Source organism: Streptomyces sp. WM6372 (assembly GCF_001279655.1).
GTDB lineage: Bacteria > Actinomycetota > Actinomycetes > Streptomycetales > Streptomycetaceae > Streptomyces.
In genome coordinates, this window is sequence record NZ_LGDB01000082.1 from 62611 (window position 1) to 85736 (window position 23126).

Below are 23126 nucleotides of genomic sequence, written 5' to 3' on the forward strand. Positions count from 1 at the left end.
ACGCGCTGCCCTTGTTTGACTTCTGGCCTGCAGTAGATCTCAGTTGCGGTACATCCGCAGTTCACGGTCGTATTCCGGCATGAGCAGAATTGCTGAGGTCATCGTGCTGGCGCAGGATGCTGATGAGGTCATGGAGCCACTGACGCGGCGCGACGCATCGCGCACCTGGAACGGGGCGTTCTTCGAGATGCGGCCCGGAGGGAACTGGGGGTTCGGCTGGGGTGCGGAGTTCGTGCGGATGCGCAGTAGATCCGGGTTGTTGAAGCACCTGGAGTCTTTGCCGTGGCCCCGGCCAGAGACGGTGCAGGTCCTGATCCATGACGAGGAGGACGACTGTTTCGGGCTGTGGATGATCCACGACAGCAAGCTGGTGGAGATACCCCTTCCGCGCACGCGGCGGGCCTACTGGTCCGGACCACACAACGAGGAGTTCCCACCCGACCCCGGGATCCTGAACAGGACGGACAGTCGCCCTATTGCCTGGCCGGAGGAGATCGAGGGTGGCGACCGGTCCCGGCCTGCGGCCTGGTGAGGGCGATCGGGCTCGAAGCCAGATGAAGACGGCTGCCGCTGTCGTGGTGCCGAGGTAGACGTATCCGCGCTTGTCGTAGCGAGTCGCCACGGCCCGTGCGTGTTTGAGCTTGTTGATGGCCCGCTCGACGGTGTTCCGTTTCTTGTATCGCTCTTCGTCGAAACCTGGCCGTCCGCCGCGTGATCCCCTGCGTAGGCGGGCGGCCTGGCTGGCGGGCTTCCCGCGGGGTCTGCCCGGCCCGGGCCGCGGTACCCGGATTTTCTCCAGGACAGGCTTGAACTGGGTGCAGTCCGCCCGCTGCCCTGGCGTGACGATCGGGGACAGCGGGCGGCAGCGACCGTCCGCGCTCAGGTGCAGTTTGGTGGTGAATCCGCCCCGAGAGCGGCCGCATGCTGATGCGCGCGGACGATGGTGGAGTCGACCGAGATGTCCCAGTCGAGGTCTTCCATGGGCCGAACCGTTCAGGCAGGTCACGCCACTGAACGCCGGTTCGCACCCGGTGCAGAATCCCGCGATCACCTGTCGATGGTCCCGCCACCGGCCACAACGCCTGTTGCTGACTGGCAGGAACGGCCGGAGCCGTTCCCACTCGGCATCCGTCAGATCGCCCCGCCCCATGTCCACATCAACGACTTCGACTCCGACCAGTCACATGATCGGCCGGACAAGTCCTGGCAGGCCCTACACCTCTAGGCCTCGTACTCCTCGTACGTCTCGTCCTTCTCGTACGCACGGAGTACCCGGCGGGACACCGAGGTGATGTGGAGCTCGTCCGGGCCGTCGAGGATGCGGGCCGCGCGGCCGGTGCGGAAGAGCGCCGGCAGCGGGGTGTCGGGGCCGAGCCCGGCCGCGCCGTGGACCTGGATGGCCGCGTCCGCGACCTGTTGGAGCATCCGGGCCGCGGCGACCTTGGCCAGCCCCACCTCCACGTGCGCGTCCAGGCCGGCGGCGATCTTCGCCGCGGCCTCGTGGACCAGCGGTCGGGTGGTGCGCAGCGCGAGCAGCGCCTCGAAGACGTGCTGCTGGACGAGCTGGTGGCCGCCCAGCGGACCGCGCGTTCCCGTACGGGAGTTGGCGCGTGCGCACATCAGGTCGAAGGCGCGCTGGGCCTGGCCGAGCCAGCGCAGGCAGCGCAGGGTGCGGCCCAGCTGGAGCCGTTCCGCGGCGATGGAGAGGGCCTGTCCGCGCCGGCCGAGGAGGTGGTCGGCGTCCACCGCGACCCGGTCGAAGTCGATCTCCCACTGGCCGCGGGCCCCGAACACGGGCAGTTCGCGTACGACGCGGAAACCGGGGGAGTCGGTGGTGACCAGCAGGAGGGAGAGGCCCTCGCGGTCCCCCGGCTCCCCGTCGGTCCGGGCGAGGACGGTCACCAGATCGGCAGCGGCCGCTCCCGAGACGAACCACTTGCGGCCGCTGACGCGCCAACCGCCGTCGGGCCGTTCCTCGGCACGTGTCGCGGTGAGGAACGGATCGGTTCCGGGGGTGTCCGGTTCCGTCATGGCGTAGCAGGCGCGCAGCTCCCCGGCGGCCAGCCGTCCGGGATACCGGTCGCGGACCCGGTCGCCGCCGTGCTTCCACAGCATGGCCGCGTCGAGCAGGGGCGCGGAGCCGAGTGCCGCCGGTCCGTGGTCGCTCGCGCCCTCGGCCTCGGCGATCATCGCGTACCGGGCGAAGGAGAGTCCCTGGCCGCCGAGTTCGACGGGGAGCGGCAGCGCCCAGAGGCCCTCCTGCCTCGCCTGGGCCTGCAACTCGCCCAGGGCCGCGGCGGCATGTGGCCCGCCGGCGTCGAGTACGGGCTCGCAGGGCATGACCCGGCTCCGGACGAAGTACGCGACCCGGTCCCTCAACTCCCCGGTGTCAAAAGGGAGTTCTGCGCGGACGTGCTCAGCATCTCCGTGGCTCTGCACCACTTTCCTCCAACGTGCCGGGAACCCGTGGGAACGACAGTCCGACTGCCTCCCCGAGGAACTGGTCGGGTGCGCGCCCGCGCCGGTTCCCGCGTCGCGCACATCCGAGAAGAGGAGAGGCATGGCTTCACCAGCCGTCACCCGCACGGTCCGGCCGCTCGAAGGACTCCACCTCGCCGCCTCGGGACCGCCCGGGCTGACCGGCCTGGCCCTGGAGCACCTGGAGCTCCTCGGCGCGAGAGCGGGGGCGGGAGCGGGAGCGGCCGCGGGGGCGAGACCGGAGCCGGCCGAACCCCGGGACGGCCGTACGGCGCACATCGCCCTGTCCGGCGGCGACTTCGACCCGCAGGACGCGACCGTCCGCTGGTCGGCGCACCGGTCGAGCGGTATGACCGACGAGGCCACCGTCCAGGCGGCCACCGGCATCATGGCCGTGCACGGGCGCCGCGACGGCGCCCCCCGCGGCCTGGCCGTGGACTACGCCGCCACCGCCACGGGCGTACTCGCCGTACAGGGGCTGCTCGCCGGGCTGCTGGCCCAGGCCCGGGGCGGCCGGGCGGCCGGGGTGGCCACGAGCGCCGACCGGGCCGGGCTGCTGTCGGTCTCCCAGTACCTGGCCGCGGCCGGCGCCGACGAGGGCGAAGCCGCCGAACCGGCCCCGGGTGGACCGCCGTTCACGTCCCGCGACGGCATCCTCTTCGAGCTGGAGACCCTCGACCCGGGTGCCTGGGCCGCGTTCTGGCGGGCCCTGGAGGCCCCCTTCGGCGCCGTGCGCGCCGGATGGCGGCCGTTCCAGTTCCGGTACGCCACCGCCTGTGCACCCTTCCCGGCGGCCCTGCACGCCACGGCCCGAACGCACACCTGGCGGCGCATCGAGACGGCGGCCGCGGCCTCCGGCGCCGAGGTCTGCCGACTGCGGACCCTCGCCGAACGCGCGGCCGAACACGACGGCGCCGCGCCCTGGACCCTCACCCCGTACGGATTCGGCCACCGGACCCGCGCCGCGTACCGCGACCCCGTGGCCCCCGCCCCCGCCCGGCCGCTGGCCGGGCTGACCGTGCTCGAAGCGGGCCGCCGGATCCAGGCCCCCCTCGCCGCTCACCTGCTGGGCCTCCTCGGCGCCGATGTCGTGCGGATCGAGCCCCCGGGCGGAGACCCGCTGCGCGGGATGCCGCCCGCCTGCTCCGGGATCTCCGCCCGCTGGCTCGCGCTGAACCGCGGCAAGCGGGCCGTCGAGGTGGACATCAAGTCCGCCGCCGACCGGCGCCGACTGCGTCAGATGGCCGCCGATGCCGACGTCTTCCTGCACAACTGGGCCCCCGGCAAGGCGGCCGCGCTCGGACTCGACTCCGTCCATCTGGCCGCCGTGAACCCCGCGCTCGTCTACACCTACACGGGCGGCTGGGCGGGCCGGATCCCCGGCGCCCCCATGGGTACGGACTTCATGGTGCAGGCCCGCACCGGCGTCGGCGAAGCCGCCCGCCCGCTGGACGAGGCACCCGCGCCCTCCCTGATGACCCTGCTCGACGTACTGGGCGGCCTCCTGGGCGCCGAGGCCGCACTGGCGGGACTGCTCCTGCGCGAGCGCAGCGGCGGAGCGGGAGTCCGCGTCGACTCCTCGCTGCTCGGAGCAGCCGACGTGCTCACCGCCCCGGCCCTGCGCCGGGCGCTGCGCGGGCAGGACCCGCGCCGGCCGGCCGGCTTCCGGCGGCCGCTGCGCACCGCGGACGGCTGGATCGCCCCCACCGACACCTGCGCCCCCGCGGCCGCCGCGTACGACCTGCGCGAACTGCCCACCGCGGAGGCCCTGGCGCAGCTGCGTGCCCACGGCCTGTCCGCGACGGCCGTCACCGCCGAGCCCGCCGACCTGCACCACGACCCGCGCTTCCCCGGCTCGATCAGCCGCGACGCGCACGGTGCCCCCACCGTTCCCGACCCCTGGAGCTTCCTATGACCGTCGTCCTGCACGACCTGCTGCCCGCCGGCCTCCGCCGTGGCTGGGCGGCCGACGGGATCTGCCCCGACCTCGACCTCTACAGCCTGTTCCGGGCCCGGCAGATCGCCGATCTGCACGCCACCGCCGTCGTCGACGCCAAGGGCAAGCTCTGCTACACCGCGCTGGACCGCAAGGTGCGATGTCTGGCGGTCGGCCTCGCCGGCCTCGGCATACGGCCCGGCGAGGTGGTCGGCGTCCAACTCCCCAACGGCCGGGGAGCGGTCATCGCCGAGCTGGCCCTGGCCGCCCTCGGCGCGGTGGCGCTGCCCTTCCCGGTCGGCCGGGGGATCCTGGAGGCGGAAGCCCTGCTGCGCAAGGCGGAGGCCGTCGCGGTCATCGCCCCCGTCGAGCACCGGGGCAGCCGCCCTGCCGCCGAGCTGCGGTCGCTGGTCCCGGCCCTGCCGGAGCTGCGCCACGTCATCGCCGCCGGGCGGCCCGGCACTGCACCCGAAGGAACGATTCCGCTCTCCGGACTGCTGCGCTCCGACCCGGCCGCGTTCGTAGCGGCCCGGCCCGACCCCGACAGCGCCGCCCGGATTCTCGTCTCCTCCGGCTCGGAGGCGGAGCCGAAGATGGTCGCGTACTCCCACAACGCGCTCGCCGGGGGCCGGGGCAACTTCCTCGCCTCGCTCATGCCCGACGGGACCCCGCCGCGCTGCCTGTTCCTCGTACCGCTCGGGTCCGCGTTCGGGTCCAGCGGCACTGCCGTCACCCTCGCCCGGCACGGCGGAACGCTGATCCTGCTCGACCACTTCACCCCGGAGGCTGCCCTCGCCGCCGTCCGCGAGCACCGGCCGACGCACATCCTGGGCGTCCCGACGATGGTCCGCATGATGCTGGACCGGCTGGAAAGCCGGCTGGAAGGCCTCGACCCCGGCGCGGGCGAACTGCCCGCGCCCACCGCCCTGGTCCTCGGCGGCTCGGCCCTGGACGAGACCACGGCCGAGGACGCCGCCCGCGCCTTCGGCTGCCCGGTGGTCAACCTTTACGGCTCGGCCGACGGGGTCAACTGCCACACCGGGCTCGGCGACGAGGACCAGGAGGCCGGGGGGAACACCACGGGAGTGGTGGCCGGCCGGCCCGACGCCCGCGTCGCGGACATCCACATCGCCGACCCCGACACGCACGAACAGCTCCCGGACGGGGAGATCGGCGAGATCATCGCGCGCGGTCCCATGACCCCGATGTGCTACGTGGCCTCCCCGGAACTGGACGCCCGCTACCGCACCCCCGAGGGCTGGGTCCGTACGGGAGACCTCGGCCTGATCGACGGGGCCGGGGTCCTGCACCTCGTCGGCCGCCTCAAGGACATCGTGATCCGCGGCGGGGCCAACATCAGCCCCGCGGAGGTCGAGCGGGAGCTCGCCTCGCATCCGCGCGTACGGGAGGTGGTGTGCGTCGGCATCCCGGACCGGCTGATGGGCGAGCGCCTCGCGGTGTGCGTCGTACCGCGCGGCCCCGAGGCCCCCACGCTCGACTCGCTCGGCGAACACCTCACCGGCCGCGGGCTCGAACAGCGCAAACACCCCGAGCGGTTGCTCGTGCTCGCGGAACTCCCGCTCACACCGGCCGGCAAGCCCGACCGCGCGGCGCTCCGAGAGCGGCTGACGCGGCCCGCGCGCCCCGCCCCCACGGCGGCCCCGGCACCTCCGCTCGCCCACGCTGGCTGACGCGCCCGCGGACCGGCGACATCAGAGGTACAAGGGGCGGGAGGGCGACCGGAGTTGCTCTCCCACCCCCATGCCTGTGCGCCGGGCGCGTCAGGAAGCGCCCGCGGCCTTCTTCAGCTCGGCCGCCGCGTTGCGGTAGACGGGCAGCAAATCGAGGTCCGCACCCGGGTAGTTGACGATCTCGATCTGCCGGGCGCCCGAATCGGGCAGGACGGTCCCGGTCGACATGTGGGCGTTGTCCAGGACCAAGGCGGGCTTCTTCCCCGACAGTTCGGCGAGTTGCGCCGGGGTGACCGCCTCGGGGCCGTACGTGCCGACCGGCGCGGCCCCGGCCAGCTTCGCGGACCAGGTGGTGAACACCTGGCTGACGACCGCCGGGCTCTTCCCGCCCGGCCAGGACCCCTGCACGTCCTTCGACAGCTTCGCGTACTCGGAGTCGAACGACGCCGTCCACCGTCCGGCGGCTTCCTCGGTGCCGAACAGCTTGCCCAGCTTGGCCACTTCGGCCTTGACCTTGTCGGCGTCGTTGTCGAGGTTCACCTCGACCAGTTCGGCCTTCGAGCCGGCCGCCTCCTTGATCTTCGCCACGTACGGCTCGAAGGGCGCGTAGAGCACGAAGTCGGCCTTGCCGACGGCGGCCAGGTCGGAGGGCTTGGGGTCGTAGTCCGGGGCGTGGTGTACCGACTGCGGAACGATCACCTTGACGTCCTCGGCGCCGGCGGCCTTGGCGAAGGCGCCCTCCCAGGTGGTGGTGACCACGACGACCGGTTTCCCGCCGTGCCGGCCGGGTGCGCCGTCCTTCGAGGAGGTGTCGGTGTTGCCGGTGCCGTTGCCGGTGCCGCAGCCGGTGACGAGGGCCGTCAGTGCCGCGGTCAGTGCGAGGAGGGAAGCGAATCGGACGCGGGTGCGCGCCATGTGCTGGTGCTCCGTTCGGGGATGAGATGGACCGCGAGGACGAGCGCCCCCGCGGTGAGGACGAGGACCGGACCCGGAGGCCAGTCGAGCCGCAGGGCGACGAGGAACCCGGTCAGGTTCACGGCCACCCCGATGCCGACCGCCCACAGGGTGATGGACCGCAGCGAGGTGCCCAGGCGGCGTGCCGCGAGTGCCGGCAGCAGGGTGAGGGCGTCGACGAGCAGTGCCCCGGTGAGCTTGATCGCCCCGGCGACCGCCACCGCGACCAGGACCAGCAGTACGACGGTCAGCGCCCGGACCGGGACGCCCGAACACTGGGCCAGCTCACGGTCGTACAGCAGCAGGGCCACATCGCGCCGCCGCCACCAGAACAACCCCGGTACGAGGGCCGCCAGCGCGCCGAGCACCACGAGGTCGGCGGTACCCACGGACAGGATCGAGCCCCACAGCAGGGCGAACGCGCCGGAGGCGTTGACCCCCGACACGGCCAGGACGAGCAGCGCGGCCGCGATGGCCAGGCTCATCAGCAGGCCCATCGCCCCGGACAGACCGTCCGGCGTACGGGCGAGCGGCGCCACCCCGGCCCCGGCCAGGGCGCAGGCGACGAGGGCGCACAGCATCGGATCGAGCCCGGTCAGGAGCCCGACCGCGATGCCCAGCAGGGCGACGTGCATCATCGCGAAGCGCACCGGCATGATGTCGAGCCCCACGATGACCACGCCGATCACCGGCAGGCCGATCGCCGCCAGCAGCAGGGCGAAGCCCGCCCTCTGCACGGGGACCAGCTGGAGCAGTTCGCCGAGGTCGGCTCCGGCGAGGATCACGCGACCTCCCGCAGCCGGCCCGCGGCCATCTCCAGTACGCGGTCACAGCGCTGCGCGAGCGCCCGGTCGTGCGTCACCACGACGAGGGTCACCGGCAGGGCGGCCAGTACGTCGGCCGCCTCCTCCTGGCCGTCGAAATCCAGTGCGGCGGTCGGCTCGTCGGCCAGGAGCACCTCGGCCCCCGCCGCCACCGCGCCGATCGCCCGGGCCAGGTACATCCGCTGCAACTGCCCGCCGGACAGCGTGTGCAGCGGCCTGTCGAGCAGCGCGCCGACGCCCAGTTTCCGTGCCGCTTCGGCCGCCTCGGCCGGTGCGCCGCCGCTGGCCAGCAGCTCGTCCCCGAGGAGCGGGAACCGGCCGGCCGCCGGTTTCTGCGGGATCCAGGCGCAGGAGCGCCGCCGCCAGGCCCATTCGGCGGCCGAGCCGGTGCCGCGGCCGCCGACCAGGATGCTCCCGGACACCTGGCGGTGCAGCCCGAGGACCGCGCGCAGCAGCGTGGTCTTGCCCGAGCCGTTGGTCCCGGTCAGCGCGACCCGCTCGCCCGCCGCGATCTCCAGGTCCACCTCGGCGACCGCCTCGATCCGGCCGTGGCGGCAGGCGACCCCCCGCATGCGTACGTCCAGCCCGCCCATCCGTCGCCCTCCCGTCGTCCGGTGCCGGGTGGCCCCCCGCACGCGGAGTTGGTCGGACGCGGGCCGCTCCCGGTTCCGGCGGCGGGCGGCGGATCCGTTTCGGTTCGGGTCGGGAAAGGTCGGGTCGGGAAAGGTCGGGTCAGGACAGGCCGGGTCGGGCCAGGCCGGATCGGGACAGGCCGGATCAGGACAGGCCGCGTCAGCTCAGGTCAGGTAGGGCCGCCGGGTCCGAGGCCGGGGCGGGTGCCGGGTCGGTGCCGCCCTGGTCGAGCCGGAACGGCGGGTACTCGTCCGTCATCAGCGTGGCGTACGCGGCGACGCGCAGCACCCATCGGTGCAGCCCCACGATCAGGTCGAACAGGCCGCGCGGGTACGTCGCGGTGAAGGCGAGCGCCACCGCCGCGATGAGCGCCAGCAGCGTGATCAGACCGCCGCCTCCGCACCAGCCGTGGCGCATGCCGCCGCCGATGAAGAAGGCGATGATCAGGTAGTGCGGGATCGCCAGCAGCCACCACTTCACCAGCACCAGTGGCCGGGACAGGCGCTCCGGGTAGGCCACCTCCAGGCGTGCCGGATAGCCCGGCTCCGGCCCCAGGCTGAAGGGCGGGTACCGGTCGGTGCCGAGGGCGCCGTACGCGTAGAACGAGACCCGCCACGACCAGCGGAGCACGCCGACGTTGAAGTCGAACAGGCCGCGCGGGTAGCGCTCGGTGAACAGGATCGCGAAGAAGGCGATCACGCTGACCACGATGAAGGCGATCCACAGGAAGAACAGCACGATGTAGTGGGGGATCGCCAGGATCCACTTCACCAGCCAGAGCCAGCGCGACAGCGGGCTGTCGAGGTCGGCGCTCACCCTGACCGACCGGTGGTACGAAGCGTTCGCGGACATGATGCGTCACCGTCCCGTGTCCGGCGTCGTCGAACCCCCCGGACCTTGTGTCCCTCCATCATCCGTGCCGCACGCGGCGGGCTCCACTCGGCGTCCGGGGCGTCCGGATGTGACAGACAACCGTCATTGCGGCCATCTGCCCGTCCGGCCAGGATGGACGCATGTCCACGCCCCACCGCGTCGTGATCGCGGTCTTCCCCGATGTCGACCTGCTCGACGTCACCGGCCCCGCCGAGGTCTTCGCCCTCGCGAGCCGGGAGGCCGGGCGCCGGCTGTACGACGTACGACTGGCGGGCCCGGACGGCGGCCAGGTCACCACCTCGGCCGGCGTCCGGCTGGTCACCGACCTCTCCTTCGCCGAGGTCGGCTCCGCCGTGGACACCCTCGTGGTGCCCGGCGCCGTCGAGCCGGCGGAGGAGGGCCCGGTCGCGCGCGTCGACGAGGCAGTGGTGCGGTGGGTCGCCGCCACCGCCCCGCACGCCGCGCGCGTGGCCTCGGTGTGCGTCGGCGCCCACCTGCTGGCGGCGGCCGGCCTGCTGGACGGGCGCCGGGCCACCACCCACTGGTCCACGGCCGGCCAGCTGGCGGCCGAGCACCCGCGGGTCGAGGTCGACCCGGACCCGATCTTCGTCCGCTCCGGCCGGGTGTGGACCGGGGCCGGGATCAGCGCCTGCATGGACCTGACGCTGGCCCTGGTGGCCGAGGACCACGGCGAGGAACTGGCCCTCGCGGTCGCCAGGCAGCTGGTCATGTACCTCAAGCGGCAGGGCGGCCAGAGCCAGTTCAGCGTGCCGCTCAGCCGCCCGGCGGCCTCCCGCAGGGACATCGACGCCCTGCGGGGCTACATCTGCGAACACCTCGGCGCGGACCTGTCGGCGGCCGCCCTCGCGGCCCGGATGAGCCTGAGCGAGCGCCATTTCGCCCGTACCTTCCGCAAGGAGCTGGGGACCAGCCCCGCCGCCTACGTGGAGGCCGTACGGGTGGAAGCCGCCCGCCGGCTGCTGGAGACCACCGACCAGCCGCTGGAGCAGGTCGCCGCGGCGGCCGGCCTGGGCTCGGTGGAAACCCTGCACCGGGCCTTCCGCAAGCAGATCGCGACGACCCCGGCCGCGTACCGCCGCCGCTTCCGTACCGCCCACTGACCGCCCGGCGCGACCGCGCGCCGGGCCGCGGCTTCGCCGTGCCCGTTTCCCGAGAGAAGGACGCGCTTCACCATGTCTGAATCCACCGCAACCACTGCAACTTCCGCAACCACTGCAACCACCGGATCCACCGCGACCACCGCGTCCAAGTCCCTGCGCGACGTGGTCGGCCTGCCCGGCACGCTGCCCCGCCTGGCGGAGTCCGTCCTGGTCATGGTCGACTTCCAGAACACCTACCGCTCCGGTGTGATGGCCCTGGACGGCGCCGAACCGGCCCTGGCGGCGGGCGCCCGCCTGCTGGCCGGGGCCCGGGCCGCGGGCACACCGGTCGTGCACGTCGTCAACGACGGCGGCGAGGGGACCCCGTACGACATCCGGGCGGAGATCGGCGCCATCAGTGCCGAGGTCGCGCCGCTGGCCGGGGAGCCGGTCGTGGTCAAGCAGTTCCCGAACGCCTTCCACGCCACCGAACTGGAGAAGACCCTGCGGGAGCTGGGCGCCGGACCCGACCTCGTGATAGCCGGGTTCATGACGCACATGTGCGTCACGTTCACCGCCCAGGGCGCCTTCAACCTGGGCTACCGCCCGGTCGTCGTCGCCGAGGCCACCGCGACGCGCTCCCTCAAGGCGCCCGACGGCACGCTGGTCCCGGCCGCCATCCTCCAGGCGGCCGGCCTCACGACGATCGCCGACCTGTTCGCCCCGGTGGCCCCCACGGTCGACTCCCTCCCGGCCTGACCCGGAACGCGGGAGAGCCCCGGACCGGCCGGTCCGGGGCCCCTGCCGAGGCGTGGATCCCGGGTCAGTGGATGACGCTGAAGCTGCGCCAGGGGAGGCTGACCGGGGCCGTGACGTTCGAGAGCGTGGTGGCGACGTAGATGCCTTCGTTCCCCAAGGGCGTGGTGCAGTCCGCCGTCCTGTACAGCACGACGTCGACGAGGGTGTTGTTCTCCACGTGGGTGGCGCCCTTCGGGAGGGCGATCCTGTGGCATCCGTTCACCGAGGTGTTCGAGTAACTCAGCTCCGCCGGCGAGTCGTGGCCGCGGAACGTCAGCATGCCGACGGTGCTCCGGCCCAGGCCCGAGCAGGCGGTGGCGGTCAGCAGCAGTGCTGCGGCCGCGGTGATGACGCCGATACGCCGGCTGTGGGACATGGCGCGGTCCTCGTCTGTGCGGTGGTGACTGCCTTGCCCACAGCCTGCCCCGGCGGGGCGAGGGCGGCATCCGGTGCTCGGCCGGGCGGATGAACGCGGCCGAGCCGGGAAAGGACCCGTCCATGACCACCGACCTTCGCATCGGCGTCCTCGGATACGGGCTCCGGGGCAGCATCGCGCGGACGGCGCACCGGCCCGGCCGCGGCGCGACCGTCACCGCCGTCGCGGATCCCGATCCGCGGGCCCGGGCGGAGGCCGCCGCAGCCTTCCCGGGCGCGTACGCCACCCCCGATCCCGCAACCGTGATCGAGGATCCGGACGTCGACGCCGTCCTCGTCCTGACCCCCGACCACACCCACACCGATCTGGCCTGCCGGACGCTCATCGCCCGCAAGCCCGTCTTCGTCGAGAAGCCGCTCGCCATCACCGTCGACGGCTGCGACGAGATCCTGCGCACCGCCCGCGCGACGGGCACCCGCCTGTACGTCGGGCACAACATGCGGCACATGCCCGTCGTGCGGATGATGCGCGAGCTGATCGCGGCCGGGGCGATCGGGCGGGTCAGGACCGTCTGGGTCCGGCACTTCGTCGGCTACGGCGGCGACTGGTACTTCAAGGACTGGCACGCCGAGCGCCGCCACACCACGGGCCTGCTGCTCCAGAAGGCCGCGCACGACATCGACGTACTGCACTGGCTGGCCGGCGCGTACACCGACGACGTCCAGGCGATGGGCGACCTGCTGGTCTACGGGGACAACCCGCACCGGCGCGCTCCCGGCGAACCCAAGACCGACGACTGGTACACGGAGGACGGCCACTGGCCCCCGCACACCCAGCGCGGACTCAACCCCGTCATCGACGTCGAGGACGTCTCGCTGCTCAACCTCCGCCTCGCGGGCGGGGTGCTGGCGGCCTACCAGCAGTGCCATTTCACCCCCGACTACTGGCGCAACTACACCGTCATCGGCGACGCCGGCCGCCTGGAGAACTTCGGCGACGGCCCGGGCGCCGAGGTCCGGGTCTGGAACGCCCGCCGCTCCGGATACCGGGCCGCGCCGGACGCCTCGTACGCCGTCCCCGACGCGGAGGGCACGGGCGGGCACGGGGGCGCCGACCCGCTGCTGATCGACGAGTTCCTGCGCTTCGTACGCCACGGCGGAGCGACGGACACCTCGCCGGTCGCCGCCCGGATGGCGGTCGCGGCGGGGTGCATGGCGACGGAATCCCTGCGCGACGGGGGCACACCCCGACGGGTACCGCCGCTCGATCCGGCCGTGGCGGCCTACTTCGACCAGGGCCAGGGCCCAGGCGAGGGCCAGGGCCAGGTTCAGGACCAGGACCAGGGCACGTCCGGGGGCCGTTGAACCGCCACGCCGGTCCCGGCATTTGCCCAAGAGTTCCCCAAGGGCGGGCCCGCCTCCGGATCCCCGGCCGCGCGGGGCCTAGCTTGGGCCCGCATGAGCGTCCTTGCCGAGCAGCACCGGGCCGACGGGACTCCTGGGCGGCGTCGCCTGGTACGGGGCGCCCTCACCGGGGCCCTGGCCCTGGGCGCCGGACTGGCGGCCGGTGGCGGCTCCACCGGCGGCTCCACCCGGACCGGCCCGAACGGTCCGCGGCCCGGTACGCCCGAGGCGGCGCTGCGGGAGCTGTCGGCCGGCAACGCCCGCTGGCGGACCTTCCACGAGCGGCATCCCGACGCCACCCGGACCGTACGGCAGGCGCTGGTCGGGGGACAGCACCCGTTCGCCGTCATCCTGGGCTGCGTCGACTCCCGCGTCCCGCCGGAGCTGGTCTTCGACCAGGGGCTCGGGGATCTGATGACCGTACGGTCGGCCGGTGAGGTGCTGGACGACGCCGTGCTCGGAAGCATCGCGTTCGGGGTCGTGGAGCTGGCCATTCCGCTGGTGGTTGTCCTCGGGCACCAGTCCTGCGGTGCCGTGACCGCCGCGGTCCGCGCCGCCGAGGGGCTGGAGCAGCTGCCCGGACACCTGCGCTACCTGGCGGAGCAGATCCGTCCGGCCGTCGACCGCACGCTGAGCAGGGACGCGCGCGTCGATGCGGCGGTCACCCAGAACGTCCGGCTCGTCCGCTCCCGGCTGGCGGCGGAGCCCGATCTGGCCGCCCGGGTCGCGGCCGGAAGGCTGGCCGTGGTCGGAGCACGGTACGAACTCACCAGCCAGCGGGTGCGCCGGATCCGCTGACCGGATCTCCAGGTCCACAAGTGCGGGGCTCTTGTTTGTTTTGCCAGGCATCTGCCAACTGATTTACCTGAGTGACCTTGCAGATGCACTATGGGGGAGGTCACCGCCCGGGCGGCAACGCTCCCGACTCCTGCTCACGAGGCGAGGTATGGATCCATGGACGTACGCAGCTGGGACGGCAGCGCCGCCGATGTCGACTACGGCGCCATCGGCTCCGGCCACTCGGACTTCCGGCGCCCCGACCCCCGCATCGCCCGGTTCATCGCCGACGCGCTCGAAGGGGCCCGTACCGTGGTCAACATCGGCGCCGGGGCCGGATCGTACGAGTCCGCCGCCGGCGCGGTGACCCCCGTGGAGCCGTCCCGGTCGATGCGGGCCCGGCGCTCGGAGGCCCTGCCGCGGGCGGTGGACGCCGTCGCCGAGGACCTGCCGTTCGCGGACGGGGAGTTCGACGGGGCGATGACCCTGTTCAGCGTGCACCAGTGGAGCGACCCCGAGGCGGGGCTGCGCGAGATGCGCCGGGTGACCCGCGGCCCGGCGGTCGTGCTGACCTGCGACCCCGACCGCGTACGCGACTTCTGGCTGTACGAGTACGCGCCCGAGGTCCTCGACTCCGAGGCCCGCCGCTACCCGCCGCTCGAGAAGATGGCCGCGGCCCTCGGCGGCACCGGGACGGTGCGGACCGTACCGATCCCGCTGGACTGCACCGACGGGTTCAACGAGGCCTACTACGGCCGTCCCGAGATGCTGCTGGACCCCGCCGCCCGGCAGGCCTGCTCCGCCTGGAGCTTCGTCGACGACGCAGTGCGCGAGCGGTTCACCACCCGGCTGCGGGACGACCTCGACTCCGGTGCGTGGGACGAGCGCTTCGGCCACCTGCGCAGCCGGCCGTTCTACGAGGGGTCGCTCGTCATCGTGCGCGCGATACCCGAGCACCAGACCGAGGAGCACCACGATGGAGGTACCTGACCGCATGGACGAACACCTGCGCGTCCTGGGTCTGGTCGAGGCCCAGCGCACCGTGTTCCCGTACCGGGAGAACCCGCCGGACCGGGTCATCGGCGAGGACGACATCGCGTTCGCCGACTTCGGTCCGATCTTCGAGGAGTACGAGGCGGACTTCGGCCGCACCTTCGTCTTCGGGGCGGACCCGGTCAAGCACCGGCTGAGGGACGACCTGGCCACCGTGTTCGCGGCGGGCCGCGCCGCCTTCCGCGCCGATCCGCACATCACCGGCAGGCAGCTGTACGCGCAGGTGGAGCGGCTCGCCGCGGAGGCGGGCCGGACGCTGGGCGGGTGGCACGCCGGCCACCTCGTCGGGGAGTTCCCGCACGAGACGATCGACGGCGCTCGCGCGGAGTCGTACATCGCACCGGACAACGACACCCCGCTGCGCCGCACCGACCGGGCCGGGTGGCGCTGCCACTGGATCCTGGAGATCCATCTGGTCGACGAGCCGCACGGCTTCGGCGGTTTCCACGAGCAGCTCCTGGACCTCGCCTGAAGACGAGGCCGAGGCCGAGCCCGACGCCGAGGACGAGGCCCGAGCCGGGCCCGCGGCCGTAGCGGACCGCGGGCCGGTCCCGCTCACACCGGGTCGGTCTCCTCCGGGTCCGGCAGCGCCTGCTCCGACCAGATGACCTTGCCCTCCGGCGTGTACCGGGCTCCCCAGCGGCGGCTGAGCTGGGCCACCAGGAAGAGGCCGCGGCCCCCCTCGTCCGTGGTCTTGGCGTAGTGCAGCCGCGGTGAGCTGCTGCTGCCGTCGAAGACCTCGCAGGTCAGCACCCGGTCGTGCAGGAGCCGTACGCGGACCGGCTCGGCGCCGTGCCGGATCGCGTTCGTGATCAGCTCGCTCAGCACCAGCTCCGTACCGAAGGTGAGCTCCGACAGGCCCCACTCCTCCAGCTTCTCCATGGCGACGGCCCGCATGGCCCCGACCGCACTCGGCTCGAACGGGACCTCCCACTCGGCGATGCGCTCCGCCGGCAGCGCCGACGTCCGCGCGACCAGCAGGGCCACGTCGTCGCGCGGACGCACCGGCAGCAGCTCCGCCAGGACCTCCCGGCAGGTCTCCTCCGGGCTGCGGTCCGCGTGCGCCAGCGCCGCGCGGAGCAGTACGAGCCCCTCGTCGATGTCGCGCGCGCGGTCCTCGATCAGCCCGTCGGTGTACAGCACCAGCTGGGTGCCCTCGCTCAGGTCCAGCTCCGCCGACTCGAAGGGGAACCCGCCGAGCCCCAGCGGAGCGCCCGCGGGCAGCTCCGGGATCTCCACCGTGCCGTCCGGGCGCACCACCGCCGGCGGCATGTGGCCGGCCCGTGCCACCGTGCAGCGCTGGGTCACCGCGTCGTACACGGCGTACAGGCAGGTGGCCCCGATCAGGCCGCCCTCGGCACCGTCGCCGCCCGCCACGCTCTGGTCGATGTACTGGACGAGGTCGTCGAGGCGGGCCAGGAGCTCGTCGGGCGGCAGGTCCAGGGAGGAGAAGTTCAGTACGGCGGTGCGCAGCCGGCCCATGGCCGCCGCGGCGTGCAGACCGTGCCCGACGACGTCGCCGACGACGAGGGCGACGCGGGCGCCCGGGAGCGGGATCACGTCGAACCAGTCGCCGCCCACCCCCGACTGCGCGGGCAGGTAGTAATGCGCCACCTCCACGGCGCTCTGCTCGGGCAGATCGCGCGGCAGCAGGCTGCGCTGGAGGGTCACGGCCAGGGCGTGCTCGCGCGTGTAGCGGCGCGCGTTGTCGATGCTGACCCCGGCGCGGGCGACGAGCTCCTCCGCCAGCGACAGGTCCTCCTCGTCGAAGGGTTCCTTCTCGGAGCGCCAGAAGTTGACGAGGCCGAGGACCACCCCGCGGGCCTTGAGCGGTGCCGTGATCAGGGAGTGGACGCCGAACTCGACGATGGCCTGGGCCCGGGGCGGGTCCTGGGCGTGCCACCCCGGCGCGTCGGCCAGATCGGTCACCATCTCGGCGCGGCCGCTGTTGAGCCCGCGCGCCTGCGGGGTGGTGGACACGAAGTCGATCAGCCGGCCGCGCGGGTAGAGCGGGACGTCGTCCCGGATGCCGCTCACCCCGGTGCGCCGCAGGTCGGCCTTGACGGCGGTGGGCTCGTCGCCGAGGAGGACGGGTTCCGCCAGGTCGACGGTGACGAAGTCCGCGAAGCGCGGTACGGCGACGTCGGCGAGCTCCTGGGCCGTCTGCTCCACGTCGAGGGTGGTGCCGACGCCGACCCCCGCGTCGTACAGCAGCCGGAGGCGTTTGCGGGCCGCCTCGGCCCGGGTGCTGAGCACCTGCATCTCGGTGGAGTCCCGGATGGTGACGGCCGTGCCCTCGGACTTGCCGCCGCGGCGGGTCGGGCGCTGGTTGACGACCAGCAGCCGGTCCCCGGCCTCGTGGACCTCGTCGGTGGCCTCCCGGCCGGACAGCAGGAGGTCGGCCATCTGCCGGTCGAGCCCCGACAGCTCCCGGATGTGCTGCCCCTCGGCGTCGGGCGGCAGTCTGAGCAGACGTTTCGCCTCGTCGTTGGCGAGGAGGAGCCGGCCGCCGCCGTCGGTGATCAGCACGCCCTCGCGTACGGAGTGCAGCACCGCGTCGTGGTGCTCGTACATCCGGGTCATTTCGAGGGGGCCGAGGCCGCGGGTCTGGCGGCGCAGGCGCCTGCTGATCAGCGCCGCGCCGGCGGTGGCCAGGGCGAGGCCGACCGCGCTGGTGCCGAGGATGAGGGGCAGTTGCCGCTGGAACACGCCGGTGACGTTCTTCACCGTGAGGCCGGCCGACACCAGTCCCACGACGGGGCCGCCGTCCTTGTACGGGTCGGCGAAGACGGGTACGACGGCCTGGATCTCCTGGCCCAGGGGGCCCTTCACGCTCTCGGTGTACACCTGGCCGGCCAGTGAGGGCGCGATGGTGCCCACGAACTGCTTGCCGATGCGGTCGGGGAGCGGATGGGTGTAGCGGATCCCCTGGTCGTTCATCACGACGATGAAGTCCACCCCGGCGTCCTTGCGCGTCACCTCGGTGAGCGGCTGGAGGATCTTGGTGGGGTCGGGGGCGAGGAGGGCCTGGCGCAGACCGAGCGAATGGGCGAAGGTCTGCGCGACCGCCACCGAGCGGGTCCGGGCCTCCCGGTCCACGTCGTGCCGGGACTGGAGTACGAGGGCCAGTACCGCGCCGGCGGCGAGCAGCACCACGATCGCCACCTGGAGGACGAATACCTGTCGGGCGACGCTGCGCGGGCGCTTTTGGCTCAGTGACCGCACCGACGTCCCCGGCACGGGTTGCAAGGATGGGTCACGAACCATTTGTAGCACTGTCGGTCGTCCGGGGCCGGGAGAGCGCCACCGCCGCGTCCGGGCGCGCCGTCAGCCGGTCCGGCTCTCCCGCCAGGTCCTGAGCGCCTCGTCGACGTCGAATTCGGTGAGGTGGAGGGGCGGGCCCGGCGGCGGGCGGCGCAGGGCCGCGCGGATCTTCTCGTTGATCCCGGTGAGGATGGACCGCGCCTGGCGTTCCGAGCGGGCGGCGTGGACCGCCTCCAGGGCGTCCTCGGCCTCCTTGCGCAGGGCGAGCGCGGGCGGCAGGGCGGCGAACCCCTCGCGGTGCATCTTGTCCTTGATCCACCACTGCTCGTCGTACGGGGCGTCGATCGAGGCCAGGGGCTTGCCGTAGCCCGGGAGCCGCTCGAACTCGCCGCGCTCGGCGGCCTCCCTGATCTGCCGGTCCACCCAGGACTCGAAGCTGACGCCCGGTGGCTTGCGGTCGGTCACGACTGCTCCTCTCGTCCGTGCGCCCAGCCTATCGCCGGGGTGTCCGGCCCCGGCGCGGATGAGGCAGGGGCCGCAGATTTATCTTGACGTCAAGATTGATCTCCGGCAGGCTACCGCAAAGTATCTCGATATCGAGATACTTTGGCGGGGGATGCGGAGGCCCGGAATGATCTGGCGGCGCGGCGTGGGGGAGCGGAACGGCCCGGGAGACCGGAAGGTGCCGGGAGACGGGAAGGGCGGGACCGGGCTGCTGGCGCAGTTGCGCCACCCGCCCGGCGGGCGGGACGCCCGGATCATGCTCTTCGCCCAGCTGCTGGACCGCACCGGGACGGGCGTGTGGGCCGCGTCCTGCGTCCTGTTCTTCACCTTCGTGGCCGGCCTGGACGGGCGGCAGCTGGGCCTGCTGCTGGGTGCGGCGGGCGTGGCGGGCATCGCGGGCTCGCCGCTGGCCGGCCATCTGGCCGCCCGGTTCCCCGTACGCACGCTGCTGATCGGCTGTCACCTGCTGCGCCTGGTCGCGATCTGCGCGCTGCTCGTGCTCACCCGCTTCGAGGTGCTGCTGCTCGTGGTCGCCGTCACCTCGCTCGGCGACCGCGCGGCCAAGATGCTGGAGATGCTCTTCGCCACGCGGGCGGCCGGCGAGCGGCGCGGCACGTACCAGGCGCTGTCGCGCAGCGTGGCGAACGCCGGGTACGCGCTCGGCGCGGGACTCGCCGCCATCGGCCTCGCGGTGGGCACGCGCGAGGCGTACCAGGTACTGATCCTCGGCAACGGGCTGTCGTTCGTCGTGGCCGCGGCGCTGGTGTGGCGGACCCGGGAACAGCGGCACGGGCCGGGGCGCACTGTCGGGAGCGGGAGCGGGAGCGGGAGCGGGAGCGGGAGCGGGAGCGGGAGCGGGAGCGGGAGCGGGGGCCGGGAGGCGGCCGCGCAGCCCGCGGAGTCCGAGACCGCGGACGTGCCCGATGCGGACCGCGCGGGCGCCGCGAATCCGTGGCGGGACCGCGGCTACCTCCGGTTCGTCCTCCTCGACATCCCGCTGTGCCTGGACGACTCGATCCTGGGGGTCGGGCTGCCGCTGTGGCTGGTCGGGCACACCGACGCCCCGCACGCCGTGGTCCCGGCCTTCCTCTTCGTCAACACCGTGCTCGTCGTCGCCCTCCAGATGACCGTGTCGGCGCGGGTCCGGCGGCCCCGCCAGGCCGCCGCGGCGGCCCGGCTGTACGGGCTGACCCTGCTCGGATGCTGCACGCTCCTGGCCCTCACCCCCGAGCACGGCGCCTGGGCCGCCTCGATCGCCCTGCTGGCCGCCGCCGTGCTGGCCACGGCCGCGGAGCTGCTGCGCTCGGTGAGCTCCTGGGAGCTGGCCGTCTCCCTCGCGCCCCGGGAGGCGAGGGCCTCGTACCTGGGGGTGGCGGGCATGTCCCAGTCCATCCAGAAGTCGGCCGGGCCGCTGCTGCTGACCGGCGTGGTGATGGCGGCCGGACCGGCGGGCTGGCTGGTGCTCGGGGCGGCCGTCGCGGGGGTCTCCGTCGTCCAACGGCGGACCGGTCTGCGGCGGTTGGACTCCATGGAGCGGAAGGCGGCCACGGGCGCCGCGGCGGCCGGTCCCCGCACCGCGACGGGGAGCGATCCCGCGCCGGTCTCCTGACACCGCCTCCGGCCGGCCATCGGATCACGGGGGCGCGGTGTTTTCTCCATCGGCTTGGGTAGGCGGCCCCCATGAGCGAGGACACTCGCACGCTGATCCTCGGCGGCGGGACGCACAAGGCCGTCACCCGGTGCCGGGACTTCACCCGGCGCGCACTGTCCGACTGGCAGTGGATCACGGATGCGGACGACGCGGAAAGCCCGTACGACCCGGACCGGAAGGAGGCCGCCGAAGACGTCCTCCTCCTGGTCTCCGAGCTGGTCGGCAACGCCTGCCTGCACGCGGGCGGCCCCCGTGAACTGGTGCTGCGCCGCACCCCCGCGCGGCTCCGGATCGAGGTCGGCGACGGGAGCCCCGAGCACCCCCGTCGCCTGCGGACCACCGGATCCGCCCTTCCCGGCGGCCACGGCCTGCTCATCCTGGAACGGCTCGCCCGGAGCTGGGGCTGTGAGCCCTACGGGGACGGGCGGACCGGCAAGACGGTGTGGGCGGAAGTCCCGATACCGCTCACGGCCGCGCGGATTCCTCCGGCGGATCCTCCAGGAGGCCCGCCCGCAGGGCGGTCAGCGTCCGGTTGAGCAGCCGCGAGACGTGCATCTGCGACAGCCCCAGCCGTTCGCCGATCTCGGACTGGGTCAGCCCGTCGCCGAAGCGCAGGGACAGCAGGGTGCGCTCCCGCTCGGGCAGCTCCGCCAGGAGCGGCTTGAGCGACTCCAGGCATTCGATCGTGTCGTACGCCGTCTCCTCCGCGCCAAGCGAGGGCCGGTCGGCGTACGCGTTGTGGTCGCCGTCCTCCTGGGCGGGCGCGTCCAGGGAGCGCGCGGAGTACGCGTGCGCCGCCTTCTGCCCCTCCACGAGCTCCTCGGGCGTGACGTGCAGACGACCCGCCAGCTCGGCCTCCGTGGGCTCGCGGCCCAGGTCCTGCTCCAGCGCGTCGTGTGCCTTGGCGGCGTCGATCCGCAGCTCCTGGAGCCGCCGGGGCACCTTGACGGCCCAGCTGGTGTCGCGGAAGAACCGCTTGATCTCGCCGACGATGGTCGGCATCGCGAAGGTCGTGAACTCCACCCCGCGCTCCGGGTCGAACCGGTTGATCGCCTTGATCAGCCCGATCGTCCCGACCTGGACGATGTCCTCCATCGGCTCGCTCCGGCCGCGGAACCGGCGGGCGGCGTATTTCACCAGGCTGAGGTTGAGTTCGACGAGGGTGTTGCGCACGTACGAGTACGCTGCGCTGCCCTCGTCGAGGCTCCGCAGCCGGTGGAACAGTGCCCCCGACAGCGCCCGGGCCTCGCCGGTGCTCACACTCAGCGGGTCCTGCGGAATGCTTTCGGTGACCTCTGCGAACGGCATCTCGGCTCCTCCGACGGGTGGTCGCGCCACGGTGGTGCGGCACGGCCGTCTCGTGAGCTGTTCTCGATACATATACCCCCGTCCCGGCCGGATGAAGCCGCTCATGTGGGGAAGCGCAGCTCAGAGACCTGCTTCCGGGGACCGCAGCGACTGGCGGACCGCCCAGACGACCGAGACCAGCGGTACCGCGACCACCGCGCCCAGCACGCCCGCGGCAATGGCCCCCGCGACCACGGACAGGGCCACGACCACCGGGTGCAACCGCACCGCCCAGCTCATCAGCATCGGGTGCAGCACATGCCCCTCGATCTGCCCGATGATCACGATCAGCGCGACCACGAGTGCGGCGACCAGCGGCCCCTTGGCCGCCAGCGCGACCACCACGGCCACCGCGAGGGCCACCGGGGAGCCGATCAGCGGGATGAACGCGGCGAAGAACTCCAGCAGCGCGAGCGGCACCGCCAGCGGGACGCCCAAGGCGTACAGCGCCAGCCCCACCAGGACGGCGTTGGTCGCCGCGACCAGCACGATCCCGTGGGTGTACCCGGTGAACGTCCGCCACGCGGCCTTGCCCGCGACCGAGATGCGCTGCTGCGCCCCCTTCGGGAACTGGGAGCACACCCAGCGCCACTGCCGGTCACCCGAGTAGATGAAGAAGACCGAGCAGAACATCGACAGCGCCACCACGGTCAAAGCCTCCACCAGCCGCCCGGCACCGCTCACGGCCGTGCTGAGCAGGCTCGCGCGGTGACTGGAGAGGTAGTCGCCGATCCGGTCCCGCAGGTCGCCCAGTGCGTGCGGGCTCAGCCGCAGCGGCGGCTTCTCCAGCAAGGGCTCCAGCCGGTCCAGCCCCTCCCGGAACTCCGTCACCAGCGAGTTCCACTCCGCGGCGACCGTCTCCCCGACGAAGGCGAGCGCGCCCAGCGCGAGCACGATGCTGCCGAGGAGCGAGCAGGCCACGGCGAGGGAGCGGGGGATCCACCGGGCCAGCAGATCGGCCACCGGGCGCAGCAGCGCGGTCGCGACGAGGCCGAGGAAGACGGCCACACCGAGCTCGTGGAACCGCCCCAGCACCATGAACACCGTGTACACGACCGCGCCGACCACCAGCAGCCGCCAGGAGTACGCCGCGGCCGTCCGCAGCAGGGGCGACACGGACGCGTACGGCCTGTCGACCGGCCTCCCGCCCGGGCGGCGGCCCAGGGCCCGGGCGCGCCGGACGGCCACCCGGGTGCGCGGTGCCCCCGTACGCACCTCGCCCGGACGGGAGGCCGGCCGGCCTGCGGATCGCCTGGTCATGTACCGCCTCTGCCGATGGCCCGATGGGTGCATTTCCCTGTGAACTGCCACGCTGGAATCGGCACCCCACGCACACGGAGGCAGATTCGCCCGAAGGAACCGCCGAATGCCCGAGCCCGGAGCCGGGCGGCCGCCCCCGCATGGGCGTCCCCCGGCCGGGCAGACGCCGGGAATCCAGAACTCGAGGCAGGAGTCCGACGCGAC

The 23126-nt window shown here is 73.3% G+C and carries 21 protein-coding genes and 1 pseudogene; 11 read left to right on the forward strand and 11 right to left on the reverse strand.

All coding sequences use genetic code 11. The features are described from left to right. Positions 1–79 precede the first annotated feature (79 nt). Positions 80–532: a hypothetical protein gene (locus ADK52_RS08345; RefSeq protein WP_053689114.1), complete on the forward strand. Its 453-nt coding sequence runs from the start codon at positions 80–82 to the stop codon at positions 530–532. A gap of 6 nt (positions 533–538) precedes the next feature. Here ADK52_RS08345 and ADK52_RS41220 read toward each other — a convergent pair. Together ADK52_RS41220 and ADK52_RS08350 are read right to left on the reverse strand one after the other, a co-directional pair. Further along, a pseudogene (locus ADK52_RS41220) lies at positions 539–1150 on the reverse strand (transposase); the annotation flags it as partial. Between the two features lie 71 nt (positions 1151–1221). After that, entirely contained in the window at positions 1222–2379 is a 1158-nt protein-coding gene (locus ADK52_RS08350) for an acyl-CoA dehydrogenase family protein (protein WP_420714822.1), read from the reverse strand. Positions 2380–2560: 181 nt separating this feature from the next. Between ADK52_RS08350 and ADK52_RS08355 the strand changes: the two genes are divergently transcribed. After that, entirely contained in the window at positions 2561–4393 is a 1833-nt protein-coding gene (locus ADK52_RS08355) for a CoA transferase (RefSeq protein ID WP_053689116.1), read from the forward strand. Beyond that, positions 4390–6105: a class I adenylate-forming enzyme family protein gene (locus ADK52_RS08360; RefSeq protein WP_053689117.1), complete on the forward strand. Its 1716-nt coding sequence runs from the start codon at positions 4390–4392 to the stop codon at positions 6103–6105. The genes ADK52_RS08355 and ADK52_RS08360 overlap by 4 nt, the downstream gene beginning before the upstream one ends. A 90-nt stretch (positions 6106–6195) precedes the next feature. Here the strand turns inward: ADK52_RS08360 and ADK52_RS08365 are convergent, their stop codons facing one another. The 4 genes from ADK52_RS08365 to ADK52_RS08380 all read right to left on the reverse strand — a co-directional run bounded on the left by ADK52_RS08365 (position 6196) and on the right by ADK52_RS08380 (position 9368). Further along, entirely contained in the window at positions 6196–7020 is an 825-nt protein-coding gene (locus ADK52_RS08365; RefSeq protein ID WP_053689118.1) for a metal ABC transporter solute-binding protein, Zn/Mn family, read from the reverse strand. Continuing rightward, the gene (locus ADK52_RS08370) at positions 6978–7844 is read right to left on the reverse strand and encodes a metal ABC transporter permease (RefSeq protein ID WP_053689119.1); all 867 of its coding nucleotides are present in this window, start codon (positions 7842–7844) and stop codon (positions 6978–6980) included. Before ADK52_RS08370 ends, ADK52_RS08365 begins: the two co-directional genes overlap by 43 nt. After that, positions 7841–8476, reverse strand: a complete 636-nt coding sequence (locus tag ADK52_RS08375) for a metal ABC transporter ATP-binding protein (protein ID WP_053689120.1) — start codon at positions 8474–8476, stop codon at positions 7841–7843. Before ADK52_RS08375 ends, ADK52_RS08370 begins: the two co-directional genes overlap by 4 nt. Before the next feature lie 199 nt (positions 8477–8675). Continuing rightward, positions 8676–9368 (reverse strand): DUF4389 domain-containing protein, encoded by a 693-nt coding sequence (locus ADK52_RS08380; protein ID WP_053689121.1) that lies wholly within the window; start codon positions 9366–9368, stop codon positions 8676–8678. A gap of 161 nt (positions 9369–9529) precedes the next feature. Here ADK52_RS08380 and ADK52_RS08385 point away from each other — a divergent pair, with 161 nt between their 5' ends. After that, positions 9530–10510: a GlxA family transcriptional regulator gene (locus ADK52_RS08385; protein ID WP_053689122.1), complete on the forward strand. Its 981-nt coding sequence runs from the start codon at positions 9530–9532 to the stop codon at positions 10508–10510. A gap of 72 nt (positions 10511–10582) precedes the next feature. After that, positions 10583–11248 carry an isochorismatase family protein gene (locus ADK52_RS08390; RefSeq protein ID WP_078988108.1) on the forward strand — a complete coding sequence of 222 codons (666 nt, stop codon included), beginning with the start codon at positions 10583–10585 and terminating at the stop codon, positions 11246–11248. Between the two features lie 64 nt (positions 11249–11312). Here ADK52_RS08390 and ADK52_RS08395 read toward each other — a convergent pair whose 3' ends face one another. Continuing rightward, a complete protein-coding gene (locus tag ADK52_RS08395) occupies positions 11313–11663 on the reverse strand; it encodes a hypothetical protein (RefSeq protein WP_053689123.1) in 351 nt (116 codons plus the stop codon). 122 nt (positions 11664–11785) lie between these two features. Between ADK52_RS08395 and ADK52_RS08400 the strand changes: the two genes are divergently transcribed. The 4 genes from ADK52_RS08400 (at position 11786) to ADK52_RS08415 (ending at position 15368) form a co-directional block, all read left to right on the forward strand. After that, the gene (locus tag ADK52_RS08400) at positions 11786–13027 is read left to right on the forward strand and encodes a Gfo/Idh/MocA family protein (RefSeq protein WP_053689169.1); all 1242 of its coding nucleotides are present in this window, start codon (positions 11786–11788) and stop codon (positions 13025–13027) included. 93 nt (positions 13028–13120) lie between these two features. Beyond that, on the forward strand, positions 13121–13864 hold the full coding sequence (locus ADK52_RS08405; protein ID WP_053689124.1) for a carbonic anhydrase: 744 nt from the start codon (positions 13121–13123) through the stop codon (positions 13862–13864). 156 nt (positions 13865–14020) lie between these two features. Beyond that, positions 14021–14833 (forward strand): class I SAM-dependent methyltransferase, encoded by an 813-nt coding sequence (locus tag ADK52_RS08410; RefSeq protein ID WP_053689125.1) that lies wholly within the window; start codon positions 14021–14023, stop codon positions 14831–14833. Positions 14834–14837: 4 nt separating this feature from the next. Next, positions 14838–15368 carry a M24 family metallopeptidase gene (locus ADK52_RS08415; RefSeq protein ID WP_234343556.1) on the forward strand — a complete coding sequence of 177 codons (531 nt, stop codon included), beginning with the start codon at positions 14838–14840 and terminating at the stop codon, positions 15366–15368. Between the two features lie 83 nt (positions 15369–15451). On the opposite strand, the gene ADK52_RS08420 is transcribed toward ADK52_RS08415, so the two are convergent. Next, positions 15452–18163, reverse strand: a complete 2712-nt coding sequence (locus ADK52_RS08420; protein ID WP_053689126.1) for a SpoIIE family protein phosphatase/ATP-binding protein — start codon at positions 18161–18163, stop codon at positions 15452–15454. 60 nt (positions 18164–18223) lie between these two features. Next, positions 18224–18625 carry a DUF1992 domain-containing protein gene (locus ADK52_RS08425; protein ID WP_053689127.1) on the reverse strand — a complete coding sequence of 134 codons (402 nt, stop codon included), beginning with the start codon at positions 18623–18625 and terminating at the stop codon, positions 18224–18226. A 217-nt stretch (positions 18626–18842) separates the two neighbouring features. Between ADK52_RS08425 and ADK52_RS39700 the strand changes: the two genes are divergently transcribed. Beyond that, positions 18843–20273, forward strand: coding sequence for an MFS transporter (locus ADK52_RS39700; protein ID WP_324615892.1), 1431 nt, complete (start codon positions 18843–18845; stop codon positions 20271–20273). Positions 20274–20344: 71 nt separating this feature from the next. Further along, complete coding sequence (locus tag ADK52_RS08435) at positions 20345–20851, forward strand: ATP-binding protein (RefSeq protein ID WP_053689128.1); 507 nt, start codon at positions 20345–20347, stop codon at positions 20849–20851. Here ADK52_RS08435 and ADK52_RS08440 read toward each other — a convergent pair. Together ADK52_RS08440 and ADK52_RS08445 are read right to left on the reverse strand one after the other, a co-directional pair. Then, complete coding sequence (locus ADK52_RS08440) at positions 20781–21623, reverse strand: RNA polymerase sigma factor SigF (RefSeq protein ID WP_053689129.1); 843 nt, start codon at positions 21621–21623, stop codon at positions 20781–20783. The genes ADK52_RS08435 and ADK52_RS08440 overlap by 71 nt on opposite strands. Before the next feature lie 120 nt (positions 21624–21743). Then, positions 21744–22922 carry an AI-2E family transporter gene (locus ADK52_RS08445; RefSeq protein ID WP_078988113.1) on the reverse strand — a complete coding sequence of 393 codons (1179 nt, stop codon included), beginning with the start codon at positions 22920–22922 and terminating at the stop codon, positions 21744–21746. Between the last annotated feature and the right edge of the window lie 204 nt (positions 22923–23126).